Consider the following 23986-nt stretch of genomic DNA (forward strand, 5'->3'; position numbering starts at 1 on the left):
GGGGTTGCCGTCCGTGCCGCGGCGCAGCGTTCCAGTCCAGAGTTTTCTCCACAGCGAAAGGTACGGATCATGGCACCAAGAACTAAGGCCTCCCTCGTAGTCGGGGTGGTTGCGGCCGCAGCCCTCGCGCTGTCGGCCTGCGGAACCAGCGGCGGATCGGGTTCTGCACAGTCGGCGCAGCCGGTCAAAACCGAGATCGGCACCGGTGAAGGCCAGGTGTCCATCCTCGGATGGCCCGGCTACGTCGAGGATGGCAGCAACGACCCGGCCGTCGACTGGGTGCATCCGTTCGAACAGGAAACCCAGTGCAAGGTCAGCTTCAAGCCGTTCGGCACCTCGGACGAGGCCGTGACGCTCATGCGCACGGGACAGTACGACGTTATCTCGGCCTCCGGGGATGCGTCGCTGCGCCTGATCGCCGGCCAGGACGTGCAACCGGTCAACATGAGCCTGCTGAAGAACTACCCGGACATCTACCCGTTCCTGAAGGAAAAAGCCTGGAACACCGTCAACGGCGTCAACTACGGAATGCCCCACGGCTGGGGCGCCAACCTGCTGATGTACTCCACGGACAAGGTCGCCCCCGCGCCCGCCTCCTGGAGCGCTGTGTTTGACGACGCCGCCAAGAACACCGGCAAGGTCACGGCCTACGACTCGCCCATCTACATCGCCGATGCCGCCATGTACCTCATGGCCCATAAGCCGGACCTCGGCATCAAGAACCCCTATGCCCTCGACAAGGACCAGCTGGCCGCGGCCGTCGACCTGCTCAAGCAGCAGCGCACGCACATCGGCGAGTACTGGAGCGACGTCGTCAAGGAGGTCCAGGCCTTCACGTCCGGGAGCACCGTGGTCGGCACCACCTGGCAGGTGGGGGCCAACATCGCGACGGCAGACGGCGCCAAGGTCGCAACCCTGGTCCCGGACGAGGGCGCCACCGGCTGGTCGGACACCTGGATGATCGGCTCCAAGACCAAGAACCCGAACTGCGCCTACAAGTGGCTCGACTACATCGCCAGCCCCAAGCCGAACGCCCAGGTGGCGGAGTACTTTGGCGAATCGCCGGCCAACGCGAAAGCCTGCGAGCTGACCAAGGATCCCAACCACTGCCAGACGTACCATTCAGGTGATGCGGCCTACGCCGACAGGATCTGGTTCTGGACCACACCGGTGGCCGAGTGCCTCGATGGCCGCAAGGACGTCAAGTGCACCGACTATTCGGAATGGACCAAGGCCTGGACGGAAATCAAGGGTTGATTCCGGCTCTGCCGCACCAAACCCTTACGAACGAGCCGGCCCCGGGGGCCGGCAGAGATTAAGGCGAGATGGCACTTCATACGCAACAGCTGCCGCCCGGGGCGCCCGGTGATGCCGGGGCCGTGCCACGGGCGAAAACCAACGCCTTTTCGGCGTTGCTGCACCGCTCGCCCCGGCTGAGGCTGGCGGCCCTGCTCACCGCCCCGGCGGGCTGGCTGGTGCTGGTGTACATCGCCGCTTTGGCGGCACTGCTCATCACCGCGTTCTGGACCGTGGATACCTTCACCGGGGAGGTGTCCACGGTCTGGACCACGGAAAACATCGTCACGGTCCTGACCGATCCGGTGTATCAGCGGATCACCCTGCGGACATTGTGGATCGCCGTGGCGGTCACCGTGATTGACATGATCCTGGCACTGCCCATCGCGTTCTTCATCGCCAAGGTCGCTCCCGCCCGCTGGGAGAAACTGCTCGTTGTGGCCGTGCTGATGCCGCTGTGGGCAAGCTACCTGGTCAAGGCCTACGCCTGGCGGAATGTCCTGTCCGAGGGTGGGCTGCTGGAGTGGCTGGGGACCCCGATCGGCCTGTCCTCGCCGGGCTACGGCGAAACCGCCGTCATCCTGACCCTGTCCTACATCTGGCTGCCATACATGATCCTGCCGATCTACGCGGGCTTTGACCGGGTGCCCGACTCCCTGCTGGAGGCCTCCGGGGATCTGGGCGCGAAGCCGCTCACCACCATGCGCCTGGTCATGCTTCCGCTGCTGGTTCCCTCCATCATCGCGGGCACGATCTTCACGTTCTCCCTGTCGCTGGGCGACTACATCACTGCGCAGATCGTCGGCGGGACCACCCAGATGCTGGGCACCGTGATTTACGCCAACGTCGGAGCGGCCAACAATCTGCCGTTCGCCGCCGCGGTATCGCTGGTGCCGATCGCCATCATCATGTTCTACCTTTTCGTCGTCCGCCGCACCGGCGCCCTGAACAGCCTGTAGTGCGAGGAGCATCATGAGACTTTCCCGTAGCGCCAAGGTGGTCCTGGGCATTGTCACGGCGCTGGTGTTTTTGTTCATCTACACACCGCTGCTGCTGGTGGTGGTGAACTCGTTCAACGCAGACCGGACTTTCGGCTGGCCGCCCAAGGGCTTCACGCTGGAATGGTGGGGCAAGGCCTTTGACTCGCCCGGCGTCAAGGAGGCCGTCGTGTCCTCCCTGTGGGTGGCAGTCGTATCGACCATCATTTCGCTGGTGCTGGGGACGCTGCTGGCGATCTCATTGCAGCGCTATGAGTTCTTCGGCCGTGACGTCATCAACCTCCTGGTCATCCTGCCCATCGCGTTGCCCGGGGTTGTCACGGGCATCGCGCTGAACAACATGTTCACCACGATCCTGGGAGTCCCGCTGAGCCTGTGGACGGTGGTGATCGCCCACGCCACGTTCTGCATGGTGACGGTGTTCAATAACGCCATTGCTCGGCTCCGCCGCACCAGCGCCGGCCTCGAGGAAGCCTCCGCCGACCTCGGCGCCGGTGTTTTCACCACATTTGGCTTGGTGACCTTCCCGCAGCTCCGCTCCGCCCTGCTGGCCGGCGGCCTGCTGGCCTTCGCGCTGAGCTTCGACGAGATCATCGTTACCACGTTCACGATCGGGGCCGGCGAGACCACGCTGCCGATCTGGATCCTGCAGAACCTCTTCCGTCCGAACCAGGCGCCCGTGGTCAATGTCGTGGCGGTCGTGCTGATCGTGGTCTCGATCGTCCCGATCTGGCTCGCGCAGCGGCTGTCCGGGGACTCGGTGCGTGTCGGCGGCGCCCGGGTGTAGGCGGACAGCGCTATACGGTGCCGGGTTCCGCAGGGTCGATCGAGATGACAGCCAGGAATCCGCGGCCCACGATTTCCGGTGTCGCGGTATCGGCGCCGACGATGGCGTCGTAACGGTTCAGCTCAAGTCGCTCCGGCTCCAAGGCGGCGACGGCGGCCGGACCGGTGGGAGTGCCGCCTGCAGTCCCGGGGCTGACGGTTCCCTGCCCCTGCAGGAGGATGCCGAGTTGGCCTGCGAACACCGGATGGGCACGCTTCTTGGACAGCTCGACGATTGAGGTGTAGCCCTTGAAGGCGCCGTTGCGGGTGATGACGTTCAGATCCCGGATGTCGCCGGTGGGCAGTGCCCCCGCCGAGTCCGCGTCGCCGGAGAACCGGAACGGCCGGTACTTCTCCAGCGGATGTTCGGCCCCGTCCACGCTCAGCAGCAGCAAGTCGCCGTCAATCACTGTCAGTACACGGTCCATCCCGGCGTAGGCGGAGAAGGGGCCCGCCTTGGAGACTTCGGCAATGCTGACGCGCCAGTCCCAGGCGCTGTCCTGCCCTGTATCTTGCGGGGCGTTCCGCAGGGACGGGGTCCTTGGATGGCGCGCCACTTCGCGCGTCACCCCGCCGCCGTTGCGCCAGGGGTGGGCTTTGAGCTCGGCATAGCGGATGATCTCCATGGCCTCAGCCTATCGGCCCGTTTCCGGGGACGGCGCTCGCGCCGACGCGCCGGGACGCCGGCGGGGACTGCGCACGCCCGTGCCGACGCAAAGTCGGCGGCCGGGGCCCGGCCTTGCTAACGTCGGAGGCAGGAAGCGCCCAGAAGGAGCCCGAATGTTTGTCAAAGTGTGCGGCCTGAGCACCCCGGATGCGGTCCGCGTCGCGGCAGGCGCCGGCGCGGACGCCGTCGGCTTCGTCCTGACCCGCAGCCCCCGGGAGGTCACGCCGGAACAGGTCAGGAACCTCCTCGCCCACGTCCCGGACGGGGTGCCCGCGGTGGGGGTGTTCCGGCACGAACCGGCCGCCGACGCCGTCGCCGTCGCCCGTGAGGCGGGCCTGGTCTGGGTCCAGCTCCACGGGGACCGCTCACCCGCCGACGTCCGGACAGTGCACGACGCCGGGATGAAACTCATCAGGGCTGTCACCATGGCCGCCGCGCCGGAGGCCTTCAGCGACTGGGACGAGGATTTGCTCCTGATCGACGCCGCCGTGCCAGGCTCAGGCGAGGCTTGGGACTACGGCTCGGTCCGGGCCAAGGCCCTGACCGGACGCAAGTGGCTGCTCGCCGGCGGTCTCGATCCCGCCAACGTGGCCCGGGCAGCGGCGGAGGCCGGGGCGTGGGGTGTCGATGTGTCCTCCGGCGTCGAGTCGGCGCGCGGCATCAAGGACTTGGCCAAGATCGGGGATTTCGTGCGGGCGGCCAAGGCGCCTGAATGAGGCTGGGCCGCCCGCGGACCATCTGAGGGGCTAGGAGCGTTTGATGACGACGTCATCGATGTATTCGTCGCCCTTTTGCCGGTTGTGCTCGGCCCCGAGCTGAACTTTGCTCAGGCTGCTCCCGAGCATTTGGACGCTCGAGCTGCTGTAGCGCTGCACGCCGTCGAACCATACCTGGATTGTTGACGAATTGCCGTTGGCGGTCACCCGCATGGACACATGGTGCCAGGCGCTCAGAGAGATGCTGCTGGAGATCAGCTTCGTGTAGACAAAGGTGCCACTCGGTGACGTGACCCTGAGCCACAACTGCCCGTTGCTGTTGTAGCGGTAGATGTCCGCGACACGGGTGGAACCGGAGAAGAAACGGAAGTACGGGACGTCATTGCCGGAAACGCCGGCAACAGTGATATTGAACCAGCCGTCCGCGTACGAGGTCTTGGTCCCCGAGGAAAACGAAGGGGATGAGAGGTTTGCGAGCGAGCCCGAATCCGTGGTCACGTGCAGCTTGGCCGCATGCGTCCCGGTGTGGGGCCGCGAAGTGGACATAGTTGCGGTGCCTGTGCCGGACACTTTGGGGACGAGGCCGCAAAAGCCGCCCGCTTCAAAACTGGTGGCGAGCACGACGGTGCCCGGATAGGAGTTTGTCGGTGCCGGGCTGCAGGTTGCGGCGGTGGCAGCCTGGGCGGAACCGAAGACAAGGGAACCGGCTACGAGCATTCCGAGCGTCCCAACCATGCTGAGTGTTCTAAGTTTTCTCATTGAAATACTTTCCGTGATTGGTTCGACTTGTTGGTGTCCGCCCAGTGCCGCGGCACCGGGCGGACGGTTTCTGTCATGCCAGCTGCGCCAGATGCACCAATTGCATGACCACCGCGACGCCGACTATGGCCAGCAGGGCTGCCGTGGTGATCACCACGGCGCGCGGGAGTGCCTTGTCCGGCTGCAACACGCGAAGCACATCGCAGCTCACGAGGGCCGTCATCGTGGCCAGCCCCGTCAGGAAGATGATCATTTCGCACGCACCAGGGCACGCTTTGGCCGCTTGAACTCAATGCCCAGGAATACGAGGGTCAGGGCCGACAGGAGGCATACGGCCGCCGGCGGTGACCAGAGACGTGCGTAGATCATCGCCGTCGCCACGAGGGTGGACATCGCGAGGCTGAAGGCGATTGCGATGGCGATGCTGAGGGGAAGCGCACCAGTTGCCTGGGCTGAGCGCGGGGGGTCGAAGCGGAGGAGCAGCACCAGCGCCGTTCCAGGCCCGGCCAGCATCAGCAGGCCTATCACCGCCAGGCGCAGGCCCTCGGGGCCGACAAACGAGAGCGGTATGGCTGCTACGGCGACGGCTGCCGTCGCATAGCTCACGTAGCTGCGTTCAGTTGCCATTGCTAACTCCTTCGATGTGAAAAATCACGCCGCCTGCGTTTTCAAAAACCTTTGTCCAGCCCGGACTCGTGGCGCATGTGGCGGTAAAACGTTGAAGGTCGCCGGTGGGAGTCGAACCGCGAAGTTCGGCTGCCTCCTGCTGGCTTTCGGTAACGATGAGGTACGCGCCCGCTTTGTGGGCGATCTGGTTGGCCGCGTCACAACTGAGCGGCGCGGCGTTGGGAATGGGCTCGGCAGCAACGAGCGCCCGGTAGTCGTAGTCCGCGTAGTGCTGGTATCTCCACGGGGTGTTGCGAACTGCCTCAATGAGGACGGAACCGGTGGGCGCTGTCGCATAGAGGTGGTTCACTAAGGCGATTTCGTCGTCGTTGAAGCTTTCCATGCCGTCATTTCCGTAACGGGAGACGACAGTGGCTGTAGCGAGCACCGCGCCCATCAGCAGCAGCGCGAGGGCCCGGCGCAGGCTCAGCCCCGCGGCACTGTCTGACACCAGTGGCAGCACCGCCAGGCAGACGGCGAACGGAAGGCTGAAGAGATACAGGCGCAGAAGCAGTTCACCGCCATAGGGCTGGAGGGGAATCAGGACCAGCGGCGCCAGCGCCGCGGCCGCGGCCGCCAGCCACGGTGCCTTCCGCCGGTAGCCCACAATGGCGCCGGCAACGGCGAGCACCCAGACCAGCGCAACCTCGGCCATGCGCGTGTACACCACGAACATGTGGGCGTCGCTGCCTGAGACCCTGCTGCTCAGCGCGCCGAGGCTGTTCGCACCGATGTCACCGAGCGAGCCGAGCAGCTGGCCGAAATGCCCCTCCACGAATGTGGAAGCCGCAAAGAGCAGCCAGCCGACGGGCAGGACCACGGCCAGGACCGGCAAGAAGCGCAGCCGGAGACGTCCGGTCAGCAGGAGCGCGGCCAGGATGGGGATCGCGGCGAAGGGGCTGAGCTGGTGTGAAGCCGTCATGGCGAGCAGGATCAGTGCGCAGACCACCACGAGAATCGCCGTGTCCGCCCGGTGCGGTTCCGCGGCGCCATACCGCGGGACCGAGCTGTCCAGTTTGCTGACACTGCGGGCAAGCCACCGGGAGAAGCGGGTGCGCTCCGTGGGCCAGGCCCAACCGCCGAAGACGCTGAGCAGGCAGGCAATCAGTGTGAGCAGGAGGAGGAACGAATAGGCCTGTGGTGACAGGTAGTCCTGTCCAATCCAGCTGGCCACGTAAAAGATCCAGACAGCCGCCCAGGCCTGGCGCGGATTTGCCGTCAACCGCCGGGCCAGGGCCAGCAGTGGTGCGAGCAGGAGGATGTTGATGCCCACCGGCGCCCACGTTGCGATCCCGAAAAGATCCTTGGCGCCCGTCGCCCCGGAGAGCATTCCCAGCACGTTGAAGAATCCTGGCCAGTTGAAGTAGGCGTCCAGGGTCGGATCCAGCTGGCCCGTTTGGCTAATGGTGTCCGCAATGCCCAGATGCCGGAAGCTGGCCTCGAGCCGGGGCAGGCCATGAATGATCGGGTCAGCACCGTCGAGGAGAACCACTGTGACCAGGAGCTGCCAGGTCAGAAGCGCCGGAACCAGACGGCGGAGGCTCAGCGACGCAACAAATCCGGCGAGGCTGAGCGCGAGCGCAACGAAATAGGCCGGCGGGAGGGCATCAATCAGCCCGGCCCCGCCGATCTGAAAAGGATTGACCTGGTTCATGCTCCACACGCCGAGGGCGAGCGCGGCCGCGGCTGCCGCGGCCAGGGCACCGATGTGCCACGACGGCGTGAGTCCGAGGTTGCGGTGGGTGGGCGGCTTAGCACCGCCGACGTGCGCATGCGCCTCATGCCGGTGGGCGGTGCCCACAGGGAGGCCTGTTGCCGTTTCGTGTGTCATCATTTCTCGATTCAGGTCGGCTGGTGGCGCGCCGCTGAAGGAATCTCGCCTGCGGTGGAGGCGGGCTTCATCCGGGTCAGGGTGATCAGGCGCCAGGTGGCCATCAGGCAAGCAGCCGCTTGGGCAATGGCCCATAGGACTGAGACCCCGGTGAGGCCATATTGCTGCGCCACTGCCGCGGCGGGTGCCACGACCAGGATGGCGGCCAGAGTGGCGACTATCGTGGATTCGAAAAGCCGCCCTTGGGCCCGGCACAGCCCGTAGTAGACCTGGGTCACGCAACTCAGGAGGAGTGCCGGGACGAGTACAGGAATGAGGACCCACGCGGACGCATAATCCGGTCCGAGGAAGCCCAGAAGCAGGGGGCCGGCCAGCAGCAGTATCAGCCCGGCCACGAGAGTCAGCATAAAGCTGGCCCGTAACGCTGAGGCGAGGAGGCCCGGCCGCGCCCGTGAACCCGCGAGGGCCGTTTGCAGGGTAAACCCGGCGGACTGCGGCACGAAGAACACTGCCGAGGCCATCATCCAGACCACATACCAGGCGGCAGTCGACGCCGGGCCCAGGGTAGCTGCAACGATGAGCGGGAGCAGGTAGCCGGGCGCGCGGTCGGCGAGCGTGAGGGCGTGGTTGGGAAGCCCCGGCTTCAGGAGATTGAGGGCCGGCCGAGGCCGGAAGCCGTGCTTCCAGTCCGGGGACACGTGGGCACGGGCGAGCTGGCGCAGCCCTACGAGGACACTGGCCAGGGCGCCGGCGGCGACGGCGCCCACAATCACCGCCAGGTCACGGAGCCCGGCGGCCAGCGCGGCGGCCAGGAAGAGGAGCTGGACGAGGGACTGTGCGAGGCTTCTGACCAGCGTGCGGTCGGCCCGTTCCTGGGCTACGCCCACGTGGTCCAGCTGGTAGGCGGTGGCGGCGAGCAGTGCCGTGGCCAGGAAAAGAATGGTGACCAGGGGGTCGGCCCAGGCCTCGCCCACGCCTGTGCCGAGCCACGAGGTGACGGCAACCAGCAGGCCAGCGCCCAGCAGGGAGCAGGTTGCCACGGTAAGCAGGCCGGTGGCGATGAGGCGCCGGCCGCCGTCAGTTTCCGCGGGCAGCAGCGTCAGCGTGGCAGGCCCGACGCCGAGCATCCCCAGCTGCACGGTCAGGAGCGCGGCTGCGACCACCGCGGACCCCAGGCCTATTTGCTCCGGCGGGAGCACGAGGGCCGCGAGTGCCCAGAACAGGAAGCCCGTCACCATGGGGGCAATCCTCGCGGCGGCCAGCCAGGCCGCGTTCCCGCCGACCGAGATCGGTTTGTGGGCCGGCCGCAGGAGCTCGCCGGCCATGGCGCGGTAGTTGTAGAGCAGGAAGCCCATCCAGTACGGCAGGAAGCGGGGTGCCCGGACCAGGGACATGCCAACCCCCCGCACGGTGGCCAGCAGTGGCAGCATCACGAGCCAGCCGGCGCGGCCCGTGTGCTTACGGACGGTCCGGGCCATCCCGGCCCCGTCCTGGAGCCATTGGTCGCGGGCGTAGTCGAACGTGTCGTCAAACCGGTGCCTGACCACCACGGAGTCGGAGACGCCGAGCTTGAACCCGGCCTGCTCCAGCCGGATTCTCAGCTCCACATCCTCCCCGGAGCGGAAGTCGTCGTCGAACCCGACGTCGAGCAGCACGTCGCGGCGCATCAGCGTGGCGCTGACGCCAAACCACTTGCGCACCCGGCTGTGGTTGTGGTGCCAGGCCAGCGCAGCCCCCCAATAGCCGGGGCCGTCGGCTTCGCTGGCCAGCCCGAATTGCAGGCCGTCGTAGCCGCCGGCCTCGAATTCGGTCAGCAGCCGGGACAGGCTCTTCGGCGGAAGGACGACGTCGGCGTCGATCAGGGCGACAACGTCGCCGGTGGCACTGCGGGCGCCGAGCATCCGTGCGGCAGGCAGGCCGCGTCCTTCATCGGAGATGACAGTCGCCCCGCAGTCGCGGGCGATTTCGACAGTGTCATCCGTCGAGCAGCCATCGACCACGATCATTTCGTACGGGTGTTGGCTGCGGATCGACTCCAGGCACTCGCCCAGCCAGGCTGCGGCATTGCGCGCCGGAACAACAACCGACACCTTCAGATCGCTCACGTGGCCTCGCCTCACTCATCCAGTTTTGAACGAACCAGATTCGCGATGAAGTCAGAGGCCTGGTCCGCTGACCAAGCGGCGGGAAGCCGGAGCAGCCAGCAGGGAACGTCCTCCAGGGCCCGGCGCACCACGGCCGCCTTCTGGCCAAAATGCTCCTCCAACGGGACCAGGCTGGTGGCGCCGAGGGCCTCGACAAGGCGCCGCGAGACCATGGGCAGTTCCGAATGGAAGTTGCCGACGACCCGGGAGGTCATCCACTCGGCGCTGCGTGCTTCCAGCCGCGCGTCCGCGCCGTCGAAGCGCTCGAGGAAGATGGCCAGCTGTGCCGGCGCCGCGGACGAGATCCGTTGCGCCCCGAAAACATGCTCCGGCTGCACCATGCGGTGTTCGGGGGACCAGCGCCGGGTGAATGCGGCTGTTTTCGGATAGCGGACAATGACCGGATGGACCGCCGTGGCCAGATGGGCGACAGGAGTCGTCAGCCATCCGGGGGCCAGGGGCTTGCGGGTTCCCCGGAACATGTCCGGGTAGATGGCGCGGTGGTGGGGTTTGATGAACATCGGTTTGGCGTAGCCCATGAGCATTCCGCCGGCGCCCATGAAGGCCCAGTCGTCGGCCATGAACCGCACGTCGGGCATGGCCACCAGCTTCGCCACCGTACTGGTCTTTCCAACACCTCCCCAGGCCGGCAGGAGAACCCCGGAGCCGCGGAAGTCCACCACGGCAGCATGGATCATGGCCGTCTCCTCCTGGACACACAGCCGGTCCAGCAGCGGAATCACAGAGGTCAGGAGCTCACCGGCGCCTTCGATCCGGTAGCCGTCCTTTGTTTCGATGATCTGGACGCGGTCCGCCGGAATATAGAGGGACTCCCCGGTGAACCGGTAGGCATCCTCCGCGTGCGACTGGCTGGAAACCGGCGATATCTTGGCGCCGATGGTGATCCGCCGCGGCGCGGTGGAATTCCCCAGGAACGGGGCGAGCATATCCCGCAGTTGCGGTTCCCCTGGTGTGCCCGCCTCCACGTCGATGCCCACGATCCCGTGGACATCGAAGGAGGCTCCGGCAGAGGCGCCAATGGGCTGTTTCACGTCGCGCTCAGGTTGGCTCATGATCCAAGCTTTCTGGGGTCGGGTTCCTGCGGTCAGGTGGTTCCGGGTGCAGGGCCTGCACCCGGCGCTCTACGGGGAAGGGCGCAGCGCGGTTCATTTGACTTCCCGCCACGGCTCTTCCGGCGTCACAACAGCCGCTTTGACCGGCGACGGCGCCGCAGGCAGCCGGCGGCCGCGCACATAGCCGGTCGCGGTGGCCGCGAGCACGGCGATGATGGCCGCTGCCCGGCCGAGCCCGGCACGGTCCCCGCCGCCGAGCCAGCCGCGGATTCCGGCGAATACTGCACGAGGCAGGACCTGCCGGACATAGCGCCGTTCGGGACCAAGTGCCCGTTTGTGGCCGACCACCCTGCTGACCTGCGCCTTGGAAATCCCTTCGCCCCAGGAACGGGCCAGCATGTAGCGCAAGGTGCCGCGCTCGGCCGGAACGTGGTGGTGCACCAGGGCCGCGGGCTCATAGACCACCCGGGATCCGGGAGCTCCGATCACCGCGCGGATGCACAGTTCGGTCTCTTCGCAGCCCAGCGGGACGGCATCCTGACGGCCCAGGGTTGTGTTGAAACCGCCGACCCGTTCCAGGACGCTGGCGCGGAAGGACATGTTCGCGCCAATGACGTTGCGGACCTCGGCGGCGACTTTGGGCATTCCCCGGTAAGTGCAGCCGACAATCCAGTCGAGCTCGTTGGCGAAGTAGCCCGGCCGTCCGGCTTCCCAGAGCGGTTCCACCCGGCCGCCGACCGCCAGAACGTCGGGATCGTCGTACATCGCCGCGAGCCGTTCGAGCCAGTCCGGCTCGGCTTCGGCGTCGTCATCGAGGAAGGCCACGATCTCGGCCTTAGCGATGCCTGCTCCGGTGTTGCGGGCGCCCGAGAGACCCTTGGGTCCGGCGTTCTCGATAATTACGGCATCCGGGACGGTAAAGATCAGGCGCTTGTACAAGTCCACGTTGTAGTCCACGACGACGATCGTCTGCTTGGGTGGGAAGGTCTGGGTGCGGACGGAGTCCAGGGCGCCGATCAGCTGGTCCCACCGGTCCTCCGAGTAGGAGCAAATGACCACGGATACTTCCGGAAGGCTGGAGTTCTCGGACATCCTATTCGCCTGCCCGTACGCCCAGGACGCTGCTGGGATCGGTGGGAACGTGCGGGAAGACCTCGTTGGGGTACTTGTACTTGACCCGACGCAGGGCTTCGGGGCGGGCGCCGGCGGTCGGGGCTTCCCAGCTCACTCGCTCGCGGGCCAGGGTGCGGAGGACCCGCCAGCCGTCCCGGAAGGTATGCAGGTTTGACTGCCCCGAGATGCGGGACAGTTCGTGGCTGGGCACCTCGGCAATGCGCAGGCCCGCCCTTGAGGCCCGCACAATCAGTTCAGTTTCGATCTCGAACCCGTCCGACTCCAGCTCCAGAATGTCAACGCATTCGCGGCGCAGGGCGATGTAGCCGTAGCAAAGGTCCGAGTAGTCGCTGTGGAGGACAGTGTTGGCGAGCCGGGTGAGCATCTTGTTTCCGCCGCTGCGCAGCCATGTGAGATCGTCTGAGCCGCCGCCCGTCACATAGCGGGAGCCTTTGACGAAGTCGTATTCGTGCTGGAGCGGAGTCACCAGCCAGCCGATCTCCTGGGGGTCCATACTGCCGTCCCCGTCGAGCATGACGATGATGTCGCCGGAGGCTGCGGCGAATCCGGCCCGCACGGCGTTTCCTTTGCCAGGGCGGGGCTCTGCCACCACCACGACGTCCAGGCGCAAGGCCCGGGCCACCTCCACTGTGCCGTCCAGGGAACGGCCGTCAACAATTACCACCTCATCCACATAGGAGGGCATACGCCGCAGCACCCACGGCAGGTTCATTGCCTCGTTCAAAGTGGGGATCACCACGCTGACCGAGGGATTTGCCGGCGGGGGCGTCGTTTGGGGGCGCACGTTCGGCTTGAGATTCGGGATGGACACTGGCCTCACCACTCAATGACGTATTCTGCTCGTCGCAACTACAGCGCTTTCCGACTCCTCCGACCGGAAAATAGACCCAATGCTTACGCTGTTCGGTTGTCGACAACTTAGTGATATACCCCAGGGTTAAAGTTTGGTTTCGCCACCTTGCATTAACCTTGGATTAACTGGAACTTTCAACCAAATTTGAGGCACAACTGTTGATGGGCGGTTGCCTCCATGCGACACTGGCTCGATGCGGACACCCGTTCATTGGGGGCGCGTGCCGGCAGGACGCCGGCGTCTCCTGACCTTCAGGACCATGGCGGTTCCCGCCATGGTCCTGGTCATGGCCCTGGCGGCGTGCGGCACGGATGCCGCTCCACAGGGCGAGCGGCCGCTGTTCACGTCCATTTCGGCGTCGCCGGCGGCTCCGCCGACCGACGCCGGAACAGGGGGGGCACAGCCCGGGCTCCAGTCGGTGGCGCCGACCGAGCCGCCGGCAGGTGGCACCGCCACTGCCGCCCCTGCGACTGGGAGCGCGCCGGCGTCCCGGCCTGCCCGGACATCGGCACCGCCTCCGGACCGGACCACTGACACGGCCATGTCGGGGGATCTGCCCGGATGGAGGAACGTCTTTGTGGAGGACTTCTCCGGCGGTGACGTCCCCCTGGGCTCCTTTCCCGGACCGCTTTACCGGGACCGGTGGAGTGCCGGATACAAAGACGGAACACCGGATACGGACGGACAGGTCAGCGGCGGAAAATCGGGCTACTATCCCTCGAAAGTCCTGAGCGTCAAAAACGGCGTTCTGGACTGGTTCATGCATTCGGAAAACGGTGTCTTCATGGGTGCCGCGCCCACGCCCAAATTTCCGAATGCCAGCAAAAATCCCCCGAGGGCCAACAGCATGCTGTACGGCCGCTACTCAGTCCGGTACAGGGGGGATGCCATGCCTGGCTTCAAGACGGCGTGGCTCCTGTGGCCGGATAGTGGCATCTGGCCGCGGGACGGGGAGATAGATTTCCCAGAAGGCGACCTCGGAGCAATCCTGACGGCAGCTGCCCATTTCATGTCCTTGGATCCAAAGCGCTTTGAACAGTTCTTTTCCAATAAAGTTTCCACAGACTGGCATGTTGCCACGACAGAGTGGACTCCCGGCCGCGTTGAGTTCTTCATTGACGGACGATCCATCGGCGCGAGCACAACGGACGTGCCCTCGACGCCCATGCATTTCATCCTGCAGACCGAATCCTGCCTGCCTCTGTGTCCGGCTCCGGAAACCCAGGGCCACGTCTACCTGGACTGGGTCAGCATCTGGGTGCCGGCCTGAGCCCTCTCGGGGCGCGTCCGACGGCTTACCGGCGGCCTACCCGCCGCCGCACACCTGAGCCCTTATGCCGCAGCAGGTTACCGGCGGAGGATGAAGGAATCCGAGAAGCTGTAGCCGTCGGCGGGAATGAACCGGGCGGCAAGTTCATCCGCCGTCGCCATGACGTCCAGGGTCCCAAAGGCCGGGTCCTGGTTCTTCCCGGATGTGCTGGCGAAGTAGCGCATCTCCGGGTCCTCGGATCGGACGTTATAGAGTCCGACGCCGCCAACGCCGACGGTGGCGAACACGGTCCCCGAGCCCTGGGCCATGGCGTCATCGGTATCGGCCAGGCATGCGGAGGCGAAGGTCGCGGGAACGAGTTCCGCGCAGCCTCCGCCCGTGGCCAGTTGATGCGTCCGCTGATAGACATGGTCGTGGCCGGACAGGACCAGGTCCACCTGCTTTTCGATCAGCATGTTCGTGAAGTCCTGCCCCGCCTGGCAGTCGTAGTTGCCGACGCTCAGGCACGGGGTATGCATGCCCACCACCGTCCAGGGGATGTTCTGCGATTTGGCCTCGTCGATGGCGTCCGCGGTCCAGCGCCAGCGTTCGCTGTCCCTTGAGTAGTCCAGCGGCTCCCCGCCCCGGAAATCGATGCCGGGGGAAACCATGATGAAGCGGACAACCGGATTCTGCTCGGGGACATCGAGGCGCCATTGGACGCCGTATTCGCCCTGGAGGCCGGGCATCCTGTTGGGCAGGCACTGGACATACTTCTCGATGTCGCCATCCCGGCCGTCACTCTCGTGGTTTCCGGTCACCAACTGGTACGGGAAGTTCTCGCCGAGACGGGCGGTGACCATGTCGCAGAACTCCTGTTCGAGCCCGGCCTTGTATGCGAAGTCGCCCAGAGCCAGGTTCAGGTGGGGCTTGAGGCCGGCAACGGCGTCGAGCACTTTCTTGGCGCCCGAGCCTACGCCGATGTCACCCTGGGCGGTGAAATGCACGGGCTCGCCGGCCGACGGCGCGGCAGACGACGACGGCGGTGCGGTGGACGGCGATGGGGGCGACGGCGCGGGGGACGACGGCGTGCCGGGGCTCGGGCGCGGTGCGGGTTCCGGCGGCCCGGGCTGGCAGGCGGAAAGCAACAGACCCAGGCTCAGCAAGCAAGCGCCGATACCCGCCTTGCCATGTTTCCCCAGGGACCTGGCCACGATTCCTCACATCATTTGGTTGATCAGGACTGTGTAAATAGTTCTGCGAAATTCGGTGATTGGCCGGCATTTATAGGCCAGAGTAACCCGGCCGTGGAGCGAAGGCCAGAGAACGCGTCGGCCCCGGATCGCTGGACCCGCCTTCGGAAATCCCGCCGCCGACGCGCGACGCCGACGCGCGACGCCGCCGCCCGGGGTGGCCGCTGGCGTGTCGCGTGCCGAGTGTCCCGCGTCAGGGCCGGTGGGACCTAGCCCGGGACGGGCTTCCTCGTTAGCATGCAGAGTGGGGAATACCCCGACCGCCCCGGCGGGACAGGCCCGCCACCGCTCGAAGGAGACCGTTGTGACTCTGCCCGAAGGTTTGACCCCCGGAGTGTGGACATTGGACATGTCCCACAGCGAAATCGGTTTCAGCGTCCGCCACGCGGGCATCAGCAAGGTCCGCGGCCGGTTCAACGAGGCCTCCGCCGAGGCAAGGGTGCGCGAGTCGCTGGCGGACGCAAGCCTGCACGCCACGGTCAAGACCGCCAGCTTCGATTCGGGCGACGCCAACCGCGACGGCCACGTCCGCGGCCCGGACTTCTTCGACGTTGAGCAGTTCCCCGACATGACTTTTCGGGCCACCGGGATCCGGGGCGAGGGGGAAGACTATGTGCTGACCGGCGAGCTCACAATCCGTGGAGTCACCAAGCCGGTGGAGCTCGAAGTCGAGTACACCGGTGTGGCGGTGGACCCCTTCGGCGCCACCCGGGCCGGATTCAGTGCCGAGGCGGACATCAGCCGGAAGGAATTCGGCCTGACGTGGAACGCCGCCCTTGAAGCGGGCGGCCTGCTGGTCAGCGACAAGGTCAAGATCAACGTTGAGGCCGCCATGGTCAAACAGGCCGATACCTAGGCACCGACGAGGCGGACCGAACCCGGCCGGGCACCCGTGGACCGGGCTCGTGGAAACCTGTCCGGGGTTGGGCGCGAAAATCAGGGATCTTTCCGGGTAAACCACTGATCCGAATGTCACTCCTACGGGCGAGAATTAATCCATGAAGACACTCCTGAACATCATCTGGCTGCTCTTCGGCGGCCTGTGGCTTGCCTTGGGATATTTCCTGGCCGGCGTCGTCTGCTGCCTGCTGGTCGTCACCATTCCGTGGGGCCTGGCCTCGTTCCGCATCGCGTCCTATGCCTTGTGGCCGTTCGGCCGCATGGTGGTGGACAAGCCCGGCGGCAACGGCATATTCACCCTGGTGGGAAATGTCATCTGGCTGCTTGTGGCCGGGATCTGGATCGCGATCGCACACGTCGTTACGGCCTTCGCCATGGCCATCACGATTATCGGCATTCCGCTGGCGATCGCCAATCTCAAGCTCATACCCATCTCGCTGATGCCGCTCGGGAAACAAATCATCCCGAGCAACACCCCGTATGTGACCGCCTACAGCCCCGGCCGGCGCTAGGCGGCGGCAGCGCAGCCAGCAGGCCGGGGCACTTCACCTGTCAGTTCAAGCAATCCGAGGGAGAGGACCATGAGCCAACCGGCAAACGGCGAAACGGACCTCATGCTGGTCATTGTCCGCGAGTTCAGGGCGCCGATCCAGGGCGTGTGGTCGGCTTTGACGGACCCGGACCAGGCTCCGCAGTGGTGGGGTCCGCGCGGCTTCCACGTCCCGCGTGAGAGCGTCGACGCGGACCTCGAAGTCGGCGGCCTGTACCGCGCCTGCATGATCCAGGACAGTACCGGGCAGCAATTCTGGTGGAGCGGGGTGCATACCGATGTCGAGCCGCCGCACCTGTTCGTGTTCACCCACGCATGGGACAGGCCGGACGGCACCCGCGGCTTCGAGACCGAGGTGACGATCCGGTTGGAGGAGATCGACGGCGGCACGCAGATGACCTTCACCCAGGGGCCGTTCGATTCCGCGGAAAGCCGCGACCGCCATGGCGAAGGGTGGCGCGAGTCGTTCGACCGGCTGGCGAATCACCTCAGCGTGGCTGCCTGAGCCGCCGGTCTCTAGTGGGAGGGCGGGACACCGCTCACGCGAGTTCGCCCTGCAGGTTCCGGCGGGCCGCGTCCAGCCACAGTGTGCGGCCACGGTCGGTGTGGAAGAGCGGATCGAGCTGGAGCAGCTGGCGGACGACGGCGGCGCGGCCGGCGGCGAAGTCGGCGTCGCCGATGTGGGCGAAATCTTCCCTGACGGCGGCGAGGTAGCGGGCGTAGGCCTCCGGTTCCCCGCCGAGGACGGAGAGGTCGGCGTCGCTGAGCAGAGCGCCGTCGTCGTCTCCGGGCTCCGGACAGTGGTCGGCCGTCAGCAGCACCAGGCGCACCACTTCGTCCACCTCGGCGGCCGGGAGTCCGGCATGCCGGAGCCGGTCGTCGGCCAGCCGCGCCGACTCTTCCTCGTCCTGGCCTGCCACGCCGCGGTAGACGGCGTCGTGGAACCAGGCGGCCAGCAGCACGGTCCGGGGCGGAACGGCCGGATCGCACAGCAGGTCCAGGGCTTCCAGCACCGCCAGCAGGTGGGTGCGGCCGTGGTACTTCCGGTGTTCCTCGCCCCAGCGGTCCAGCAGGTCCAGGAAGAGGGCGTCGTGGCCCGGCAACGCCTCGTTCCAGCGGTTCAGGAGCGGGACCCGGAGGGCCTTGCCGCGCCGTCGGGCCGGGATCCGCAACCCGCTGGCGATCAACTTTCGGACGAGGACCCGGCCCTCCACAGGAATGGCGCCGGCCGCCACCAGGGCCTCGTACCGGGCCTCGGCGACGTCGTAGTGGTCGCCGTCGAACGCTCGCCCGGGGATGCCGGCGGCTGCGGCGAAGGCGTGCAGTTCCGCGATCGACGTGTCCGAGACCAGATGGGAAAAGTGGGTTCCGTGGGCAGGCCAGAGCGGCGGATCGACGTAGACGGCCATGGTGGCAGTCTAGCCCCGACCGCGGACACGCGCGGCCCGGACTGCGCGCACCGGTGCGGGCACCGGGAGGGCGCCGCCGTCGGGGTCATGCCGCGACGGCGGGGCCACCGCCGTTGTGGTCACACCGCGACGGCGGGTCGGATGTTCTGGTTCCCGCGGAACACGTTCCCGGGATCAAACTCGCGTTTCACTTCCGCCAGCCGGTTGTAGTTTTCTTCGCCGTAGGCCGCGCGGATCCGGGCCTGGCCTTCGTCGCCAATGAAGTTCAGCCAGACGCCCCCGGTCGCGTAGGGGGAGATGTCCTGGCGGAAGCGTTTGACCCATGCCTTCGCGTCCTGCCCGCCCTGCGGGGTGTCACCCAGGCCGAACGGGTGGCTCACCCAGTTGGCGGTCCGGTTCAGCAGCGGGGTGGCCGCGGCGGCCGGCCCGCTCACCGCCCCGCCCCAATGGGCGATCAATTGCTGGGAGCTTGGTCCCGGGAGGTTCCGGGCCGAGTCGATGATGACGTCCAGGGCGTCGTCGGAGAGTTCATCGTGGTAGTCGGCACTCCAGTAGTTGTACTTGCCCGGCGGGTCGTCCAGGGAGCACTGGAAGTCTGCGTAGCCGGTGTCTTCCACCAGGTCCACAACAGGGCCCAGTTCCCGGTATGCCCTGGCATGATCTTTGCCTTCCTCGGCATCCCCGGCGAAGACATACACGACGTACACCGCCATCTTGCCCACCATGGCCGCGGGCACGAAGGGTTCCGCCGGTGCAATCCCGTAGATGAGGGTGGCGGACTCTTCGTTGGGAGCCGCGGAGGCCAGGTCCCGGTATCCGCGGCTGAGTTCCGGGGCTGCGTCCCCCGGCCACATCAGTACCCCGGCATGCACGCGTGGCCCCAGCTGATGCAGGCCGAACGTAAACGAGGTGGCGACGCCGAAGTTTCCGCCGCCGCCGTGCAGGGCCCAGAAGAGTTCGGGATTCTCCTGGGCGCTGGCCCTCACCTGCTCGCCGGTGGCGGTGACCAGATCCACGGAGACGAGGTCGTCGCAGGCGAAGCCGAAGGCGCGCTCGAGCCAGCCGGACCCGCCCCCGAGCGTGAAACCCGCGAGCCCGGTCGTGGAGACCCGCCCGCCTGTGATGGCGAGGCCGTATTCCTGGGTGGCGCGGTCAAACTCGCCGCAGGTGAGGCCCGCGCCCACCGTGGCAGTGCGGGCCTCCGGGTCCACCCGCACGGACTTCATCGGACGAACGTCGATCACGAGGCCGCCGTCGTTCATGGACATGCCGGCCACGGAGTGGCCGCCGGCCCGGACGGCGACTTCGAAGCCGTGTGTCCGCGCGTACGCCAGCGCCTCGGCCACCCCTACCGGGTCGGCGCACGGGGCTATGACGGCCGGATGGCGGTCGATCATCGCGTTGAAGAGTCTTCGTGTTTCGTCGTACTCCGGGTGACCCGGCCTGACCCACCTCATGGCAGTGCTCCCTCGGTGACCGCGGCTCCGCCCCACTTTTCGAGCTTACGACTGCACGCCAGTTGTGGCTACGGCTCATTGCTTAGCCAGCCGCGCACTGCCGGCGCCATAGTCGCCGACACCTGTCCGCCGACCGGGTGTTCTTGTGCGGGCGGCTGGCGGGAGTGGACGGTGGTTTAGCCGCGGGCGTCGCGGACCGGGTGCTGGCTGACGATGGAAACCCGGTTGAACGCGTTCATCGTAATCGCCAGCCAGCTGACGGCGGAAAATTCTTCGGCAGTCAGGTGCCGCCTGGCCTGTGCGCCTTCATGGTCGCGGGTATGGGCGTCAGAGATGGTGGTGATGGCCTCGGCCAGCGTCAGGGCTGCACGTTCCTTTTCGGAGAACAGGGTGGTGTCGCGCCATGCGGGGAGGACGGCCAGGCGCTGGGCCGACTCGCCGTTCTTGACGGCGTCGCCCACGTGCATGTCCAGGCAAAAGGCGCAGCCGTTGATCTGCGAAATGCGGACATTGAGCAACTCGATGAGGGTGTCGTCCAGCCCGGCCTCGGTGGCGGCTTCCTTGGCTTTCAGGCCCAGCCCGTTGAGTGCGCGCCAGGCAGCGGGGTGCGCCTTGTCAAGGAATATGCTCCGGTGCCCGGGATCGTGCGGTGCCGTCGTGTCATTCATGGATTCCACAATACCGACGGGCCTCGGCACGGCCCGGAGCGGCGTGTGACAATTTTGTCAAACCTGTGACAAGCTTTGGAGGTGGGAGTGTTTGGTTCGGCGGCCGGCTCCTTGGGGGACCCGGCCGCCGGACCGCTCCTTCTGAGCCGGGCCTCCCCGGGCAGCTACTTTCGAGCCGGGCCAGACTTCGCACCGCCGAGCTCCGCTAGGCCGGGCTTCACGAGCCGGGCCGCATTAACCGGGCCACATTAACCCGGCGACTCCTTCTGAGCCGCTCCTTCCGAGTCGCGCCTTCCTAGCCGGGCCTTCCGAGCCGGGCCAGGCTTCGCGCCGCCGAGCTCCGCCAGGCCGGGCTTCACGAGTTGATTTTCGCCAGTTCCCGCTGGGGGGACATGTCCAGTTTTCAGCCAATCGTGCGGCCGCGGGAATACATGTCCCATGGTCACGTCCGGCAGCGGGGCACATGTCCACTCTTAAGGTCCGGGTATGGGCACAAAGGGCGTATGTCCACTGGCACGGGGCGGCGGAGGGCACGTCCGGTGGTCACACGTGGCAGCGATGGGCATGTCCATTTTTTGGGCAATTTTGCGGAGCGGGGGAGGGCATGTCCCTTGGTCACGCCGGGCAGCGGAGGACATGTCCAGTCTTCAGGCCCGGGGATGGGCACAAAGGGAGTATGTCCACTGGCGCGGGCCAAGGAGGACATGTCCCGCGGACTCACAGGTGAGCAGGAGCAGCGCCAGCAGCAGGGGAAGCCGCCGAAGCCGCGCGGGCCAGTTCCGCCCCCGCCGCCTGCATGGCTGCCGGATCTCCGGCCAGGATGATGCGGGCAAAGCTGTCTGCGTAGTCGCCAAGGTCCGGATCCACCGATCCCACCACCGCGTACACCGGCGTGGTGCCGGCACGGGCCAGGATGGCACCGATGATCTTCCCCTGGCCGGTCTGGGAATCCAGCCGGCCCTCGCCGACCACCACCGCGCTGCTGGCGGCCAGTTGCGCGTCGAAGCCCAGCAGATCCAGGACATAGTCCGCCCCTGACACCAGGCGGGCGCCGTAACGGGCCCACATTCCGCCGGAGAAGCCACCCGCCGCGCCGGTCCGGGCCACCAGACGGGGATCGCGGCCGTAGTCCCGGGCGAACTCCGCCGCGAGCAGTTCGAGTCTGTGTGTCAGCAGCTCAACCGCGGCCGGCCCGGCTCCCTTCTGCGGCCCGAACACGCGTGCGGCGTCGGAAAAACGCGTCGTGACATCACTCAGGATCACCAGCTCGGCACCGCGGAGCCCGCCGCGTTCCTCGATCGCGGCGATGGCGCCGGCCCCGCCGTCGGTGGTGGCCGAGCCCCCTGCCGCCACCACGATGCGGCGTGCGCCGTGCCGGGCGGCCTCCGCGATCAGGACGCCGGTGCCGTACGTGCTCGCCGTCAGCGGGTCCCGGCCGCCGGCGGACGGCAGGTTGAGGCCGCTCGCGACGGCCAGTTCGACGACGGCGGTCCCGCCGGCGGTGAGCCCGACCGCCGCCTCGACGGGTTCGCCCCACGGCCCGACCGTGGTGACAAAGACGGGCCGGGCGTCCAGACCGCGGGCGAGGGCCTCGGTGGTGCCCTCGCCGCCGTCGGCCACGGGCAGCTCGCGGGCCGCCGCGCCGGCCGTGCGGATGCCGGCCGCGATGTGCCCGGCCACCTCGGAAGCGGTGAAGGTGCCCTTGAAACTGTCCGGGGCCACCAGGATGCTCATCGGCTCAGAACCCTACGTTTTCCCGGCCCTTGAGCTGCAGCATCTGCCGCGCCTCGTCGGGGGTGGCGACCTCAAAGTTGAGGGCTTCCAGGATGGTGCGGATCCGGGTGACCTGTTCGGCGTTGGACGCGGCGAGCTGGCCGGGACCGATCCACAGGGAATCCTCCAGGCCCACCCGGACGTGGGAGCCCATGGCGGCGCCGATCGTGGCGAGCGGCATCTGGTTCCTGCCGGCGCCCAGGATGGACCACTCGTAGTCCTCGCCGAGCAGGCGGTCCGCCGTGCGGCGCATGTGCATGAGGTCCTCGGGGTGCGCGCCGATGCCGCCGAGCAGGCCGAAGACCGACTGGACGAACAGCGGTCCCCTGGCCAGCCCGCGGCCGTGGAAGTGCGCGAGGTTGTTCAGGTGCGAGATGTCGTAGCACTCGAACTCGAAGCGGGTGCCGTTCTGGTTGCCGATGCCCAGGATGGTCTCGATGTCCTGGAAGGTGTTCTTGAAGACGAGGTCGCGGCTCTTTTCGAGCCCCTCGCGCTCCCAGTCGTGGCCGAACTCGGTGAAGCGGTCCAGCATCGGGTACAGCCCGAAGTTCATCGAGCCCATGTTGAGTGAGGCAAGCTCCGGCTTGAACAGCGCCGCCGGCTGCATCCGCTCCTCGACGCTCATGTGCGGCGAGCCGCCCGTGGTGATGTTGATGACGGCGTCGGTGTTGCGCTTGAGCTTGTCCAGGATCGGGGCGAAGTGCTCGGGGTCCTGGGAGGGGCGGCCGTCCCTGGGGTCGCGGGCGTGCATGTGCACAATAGCGGCGCCTGCCTCGGCGGCGCCGATCGCGGCGTCGGCGATCTCGTCGGGGGAGACGGGCAGGTGCGGGGACATGGACGGGGTGTGGATGGCGCCGGTGACGGCGCTGGTGATGATGACCTTGCGGGCAGCAGCCATGGGAATGTCTCCTTGGTGGGGCGGGGCGGGGCGGGGCAGCGTGGGTGCGGGGCGGGCGGCGGCCTGGGGCGGACCGGCTCCCCAGGCAGTTCAGTTCAGGTCAGTAGAGCTTTTCGGTGTTGCCGTCCACGGCGAGTGCCTGGCCGTTGACGTTGCGGGCCATGTCGCTGGCCACGAAGGCGGCCATGTTGGCGATGTCCTCGGCCTCGATCAGCCGGCCCAGCGAGGACTGGTTGTGGTACAGCGCGGACACCTCGTCCGCCGGCAGCTCGAGCATCCGGGCTTTGGCGGCGATCACGGAGTCGATGCGTGGGCCGTTGACGGCGCCGGGGCAGATGGCGTTGACGCGGATGCCGTCCGGGCCAAGTTCGATCGCGAGGGTTTTGGTCAGCCCGACGACGGCCCACTTCGACGCCGAATAGGCGCTGCGGCCGGCCATGCCCAGCCGCCCGGCGGCCGAGGACAGGTTCACGATAGAGGCGCCGCTGCCCTCGCGCAGCAGGGGCAGGGCATGCTTGATGCAGAAGAACTGGCCATGGATGTTGACGTCGAAGGTTGCCTTCCACGCCGCGGCGTCGAGGGATTCCAGGGGCCCGGTGGGACCGGCGATGCCGGCGTTGTTGACGAGGACGTCGAGGCCGCCCATTTCGTCCCGGACGGTGTCCATGAGTTCGCGGACCTGGCCCTCGTCCGAGACGTCGCTGACCGCGGCGAGGAGCCCGTTGACGCGGGCCTTGTCGACGGCGTCGGGGTCGATGTCGGTGACGAAGACGGTGGCGCCGAGTTCCCGGAACTTGCTGGCGATGGCCAGGCCGATGCCGTTCGCTCCGGCGGTGACGAGAATGCGCTTGGCGGTGAAATCCATGA

24 protein-coding genes are annotated in these 23986 nt (G+C 67.0%); 8 read left to right on the forward strand and 16 right to left on the reverse strand.

The genetic code is table 11. The features are described 5' to 3' along the window. Positions 1-69 precede the first annotated feature (69 nt). The 3 genes from AC1DKN_RS15840 (at position 70) to AC1DKN_RS15850 (ending at position 3081) form a co-directional block, all read left to right on the forward strand. Positions 70-1257: an ABC transporter substrate-binding protein gene (locus AC1DKN_RS15840; RefSeq protein WP_476871816.1), complete on the forward strand. Its 1188-nt coding sequence runs from the start codon at positions 70-72 to the stop codon at positions 1255-1257. A gap of 68 nt (positions 1258-1325) precedes the next feature. Further along, complete coding sequence (locus tag AC1DKN_RS15845) at positions 1326-2255, forward strand: ABC transporter permease (protein WP_223917155.1); 930 nt, start codon at positions 1326-1328, stop codon at positions 2253-2255. A 13-nt stretch (positions 2256-2268) separates the two neighbouring features. Next, on the forward strand, positions 2269-3081 hold the full coding sequence (locus AC1DKN_RS15850) for an ABC transporter permease (protein WP_476871817.1): 813 nt from the start codon (positions 2269-2271) through the stop codon (positions 3079-3081). Between the two features lie 10 nt (positions 3082-3091). Here the strand turns inward: AC1DKN_RS15850 and AC1DKN_RS15855 are convergent, their stop codons facing one another. After that, positions 3092-3745, reverse strand: coding sequence for a HutD/Ves family protein (locus AC1DKN_RS15855; RefSeq protein WP_476871818.1), 654 nt, complete (start codon positions 3743-3745; stop codon positions 3092-3094). Between the two features lie 154 nt (positions 3746-3899). On the opposite strand from AC1DKN_RS15855, the gene AC1DKN_RS15860 reads away from it, so the two are divergent. Beyond that, positions 3900-4502, forward strand: a complete 603-nt coding sequence (locus AC1DKN_RS15860) for a phosphoribosylanthranilate isomerase (RefSeq protein ID WP_476871819.1) — start codon at positions 3900-3902, stop codon at positions 4500-4502. Between the two features lie 30 nt (positions 4503-4532). Here the strand turns inward: AC1DKN_RS15860 and AC1DKN_RS15865 are convergent, their stop codons facing one another. The 8 genes from AC1DKN_RS15865 to AC1DKN_RS15900 form a co-directional block, all read right to left on the reverse strand. Continuing rightward, a complete protein-coding gene (locus AC1DKN_RS15865) occupies positions 4533-5237 on the reverse strand; it encodes a hypothetical protein (protein ID WP_476871820.1) in 705 nt (234 codons plus the stop codon). A gap of 97 nt (positions 5238-5334) precedes the next feature. Beyond that, a complete protein-coding gene (locus tag AC1DKN_RS15870) occupies positions 5335-5514 on the reverse strand; it encodes a hypothetical protein (RefSeq protein ID WP_026538140.1) in 180 nt (59 codons plus the stop codon). After that, positions 5511-5888, reverse strand: a complete 378-nt coding sequence (locus tag AC1DKN_RS15875; RefSeq protein WP_230009974.1) for a hypothetical protein — start codon at positions 5886-5888, stop codon at positions 5511-5513. Before AC1DKN_RS15875 ends, AC1DKN_RS15870 begins: the two co-directional genes overlap by 4 nt. After that, complete coding sequence (locus AC1DKN_RS15880) at positions 5878-7761, reverse strand: hypothetical protein (protein ID WP_476871821.1); 1884 nt, start codon at positions 7759-7761, stop codon at positions 5878-5880. Before AC1DKN_RS15880 ends, AC1DKN_RS15875 begins: the two co-directional genes overlap by 11 nt. Before the next feature lie 8 nt (positions 7762-7769). Beyond that, on the reverse strand, positions 7770-9863 hold the full coding sequence (locus AC1DKN_RS15885) for a glycosyltransferase (RefSeq protein ID WP_476871822.1): 2094 nt from the start codon (positions 9861-9863) through the stop codon (positions 7770-7772). A gap of 11 nt (positions 9864-9874) precedes the next feature. Beyond that, positions 9875-10975 carry a hypothetical protein gene (locus tag AC1DKN_RS15890; RefSeq protein WP_223917141.1) on the reverse strand — a complete coding sequence of 367 codons (1101 nt, stop codon included), beginning with the start codon at positions 10973-10975 and terminating at the stop codon, positions 9875-9877. 93 nt (positions 10976-11068) lie between these two features. Continuing rightward, positions 11069-12067, reverse strand: a complete 999-nt coding sequence (locus tag AC1DKN_RS15895) for a glycosyltransferase family 2 protein (protein ID WP_476860206.1) — start codon at positions 12065-12067, stop codon at positions 11069-11071. Between the two features lies 1 nt (position 12068). Continuing rightward, positions 12069-12920: a glycosyltransferase family 2 protein gene (locus AC1DKN_RS15900; RefSeq protein ID WP_243180637.1), complete on the reverse strand. Its 852-nt coding sequence runs from the start codon at positions 12918-12920 to the stop codon at positions 12069-12071. 301 nt (positions 12921-13221) lie between these two features. Between AC1DKN_RS15900 and AC1DKN_RS15905 the strand changes: the two genes are divergently transcribed. After that, positions 13222-14232, forward strand: coding sequence for a glycoside hydrolase family 16 protein (locus AC1DKN_RS15905; protein WP_476871823.1), 1011 nt, complete (start codon positions 13222-13224; stop codon positions 14230-14232). A gap of 77 nt (positions 14233-14309) precedes the next feature. Here the strand turns inward: AC1DKN_RS15905 and AC1DKN_RS15910 are convergent, their stop codons facing one another. After that, a complete protein-coding gene (locus AC1DKN_RS15910) occupies positions 14310-15359 on the reverse strand; it encodes a metallophosphoesterase (protein ID WP_476871824.1) in 1050 nt (349 codons plus the stop codon). Positions 15360-15768: 409 nt separating this feature from the next. On the opposite strand from AC1DKN_RS15910, the gene AC1DKN_RS15915 reads away from it, so the two are divergent. The 3 genes from AC1DKN_RS15915 (at position 15769) to AC1DKN_RS15925 (ending at position 17419) form a co-directional block, all read left to right on the forward strand. Continuing rightward, a complete protein-coding gene (locus AC1DKN_RS15915; RefSeq protein WP_028275465.1) occupies positions 15769-16320 on the forward strand; it encodes a YceI family protein in 552 nt (183 codons plus the stop codon). Positions 16321-16462: 142 nt separating this feature from the next. After that, positions 16463-16876, forward strand: coding sequence for a YccF domain-containing protein (locus AC1DKN_RS15920; RefSeq protein ID WP_028275466.1), 414 nt, complete (start codon positions 16463-16465; stop codon positions 16874-16876). 69 nt (positions 16877-16945) lie between these two features. Continuing rightward, positions 16946-17419, forward strand: a complete 474-nt coding sequence (locus tag AC1DKN_RS15925; protein WP_028275467.1) for an SRPBCC family protein — start codon at positions 16946-16948, stop codon at positions 17417-17419. 34 nt (positions 17420-17453) lie between these two features. On the opposite strand, the gene AC1DKN_RS15930 is transcribed toward AC1DKN_RS15925, so the two are convergent. The 6 genes from AC1DKN_RS15930 to AC1DKN_RS15955 form a co-directional block, all read right to left on the reverse strand. Continuing rightward, on the reverse strand, positions 17454-18323 hold the full coding sequence (locus AC1DKN_RS15930) for a DUF4031 domain-containing protein (RefSeq protein WP_476871825.1): 870 nt from the start codon (positions 18321-18323) through the stop codon (positions 17454-17456). Positions 18324-18442: 119 nt separating this feature from the next. Next, complete coding sequence (locus tag AC1DKN_RS15935) at positions 18443-19780, reverse strand: FAD-binding oxidoreductase (RefSeq protein WP_476856983.1); 1338 nt, start codon at positions 19778-19780, stop codon at positions 18443-18445. Positions 19781-19956: 176 nt separating this feature from the next. Beyond that, a complete protein-coding gene (locus tag AC1DKN_RS15940; RefSeq protein WP_476871826.1) occupies positions 19957-20448 on the reverse strand; it encodes a carboxymuconolactone decarboxylase family protein in 492 nt (163 codons plus the stop codon). Positions 20449-21165: 717 nt separating this feature from the next. Beyond that, positions 21166-22182, reverse strand: a complete 1017-nt coding sequence (locus AC1DKN_RS15945) for a glycerate kinase (RefSeq protein ID WP_476871827.1) — start codon at positions 22180-22182, stop codon at positions 21166-21168. Between the two features lie 4 nt (positions 22183-22186). Beyond that, on the reverse strand, positions 22187-23119 hold the full coding sequence (kce, locus tag AC1DKN_RS15950; protein WP_028275471.1) for a 3,5-dioxohexanoate:acetyl-CoA acetone transferase: 933 nt from the start codon (positions 23117-23119) through the stop codon (positions 22187-22189). A 100-nt stretch (positions 23120-23219) separates the two neighbouring features. Continuing rightward, entirely contained in the window at positions 23220-23984 is a 765-nt protein-coding gene (locus AC1DKN_RS15955) for an SDR family oxidoreductase (protein ID WP_476856980.1), read from the reverse strand. Positions 23985-23986 lie beyond the last annotated feature (2 nt).

Source organism: Arthrobacter sp. 01N444 (assembly GCF_056399305.1).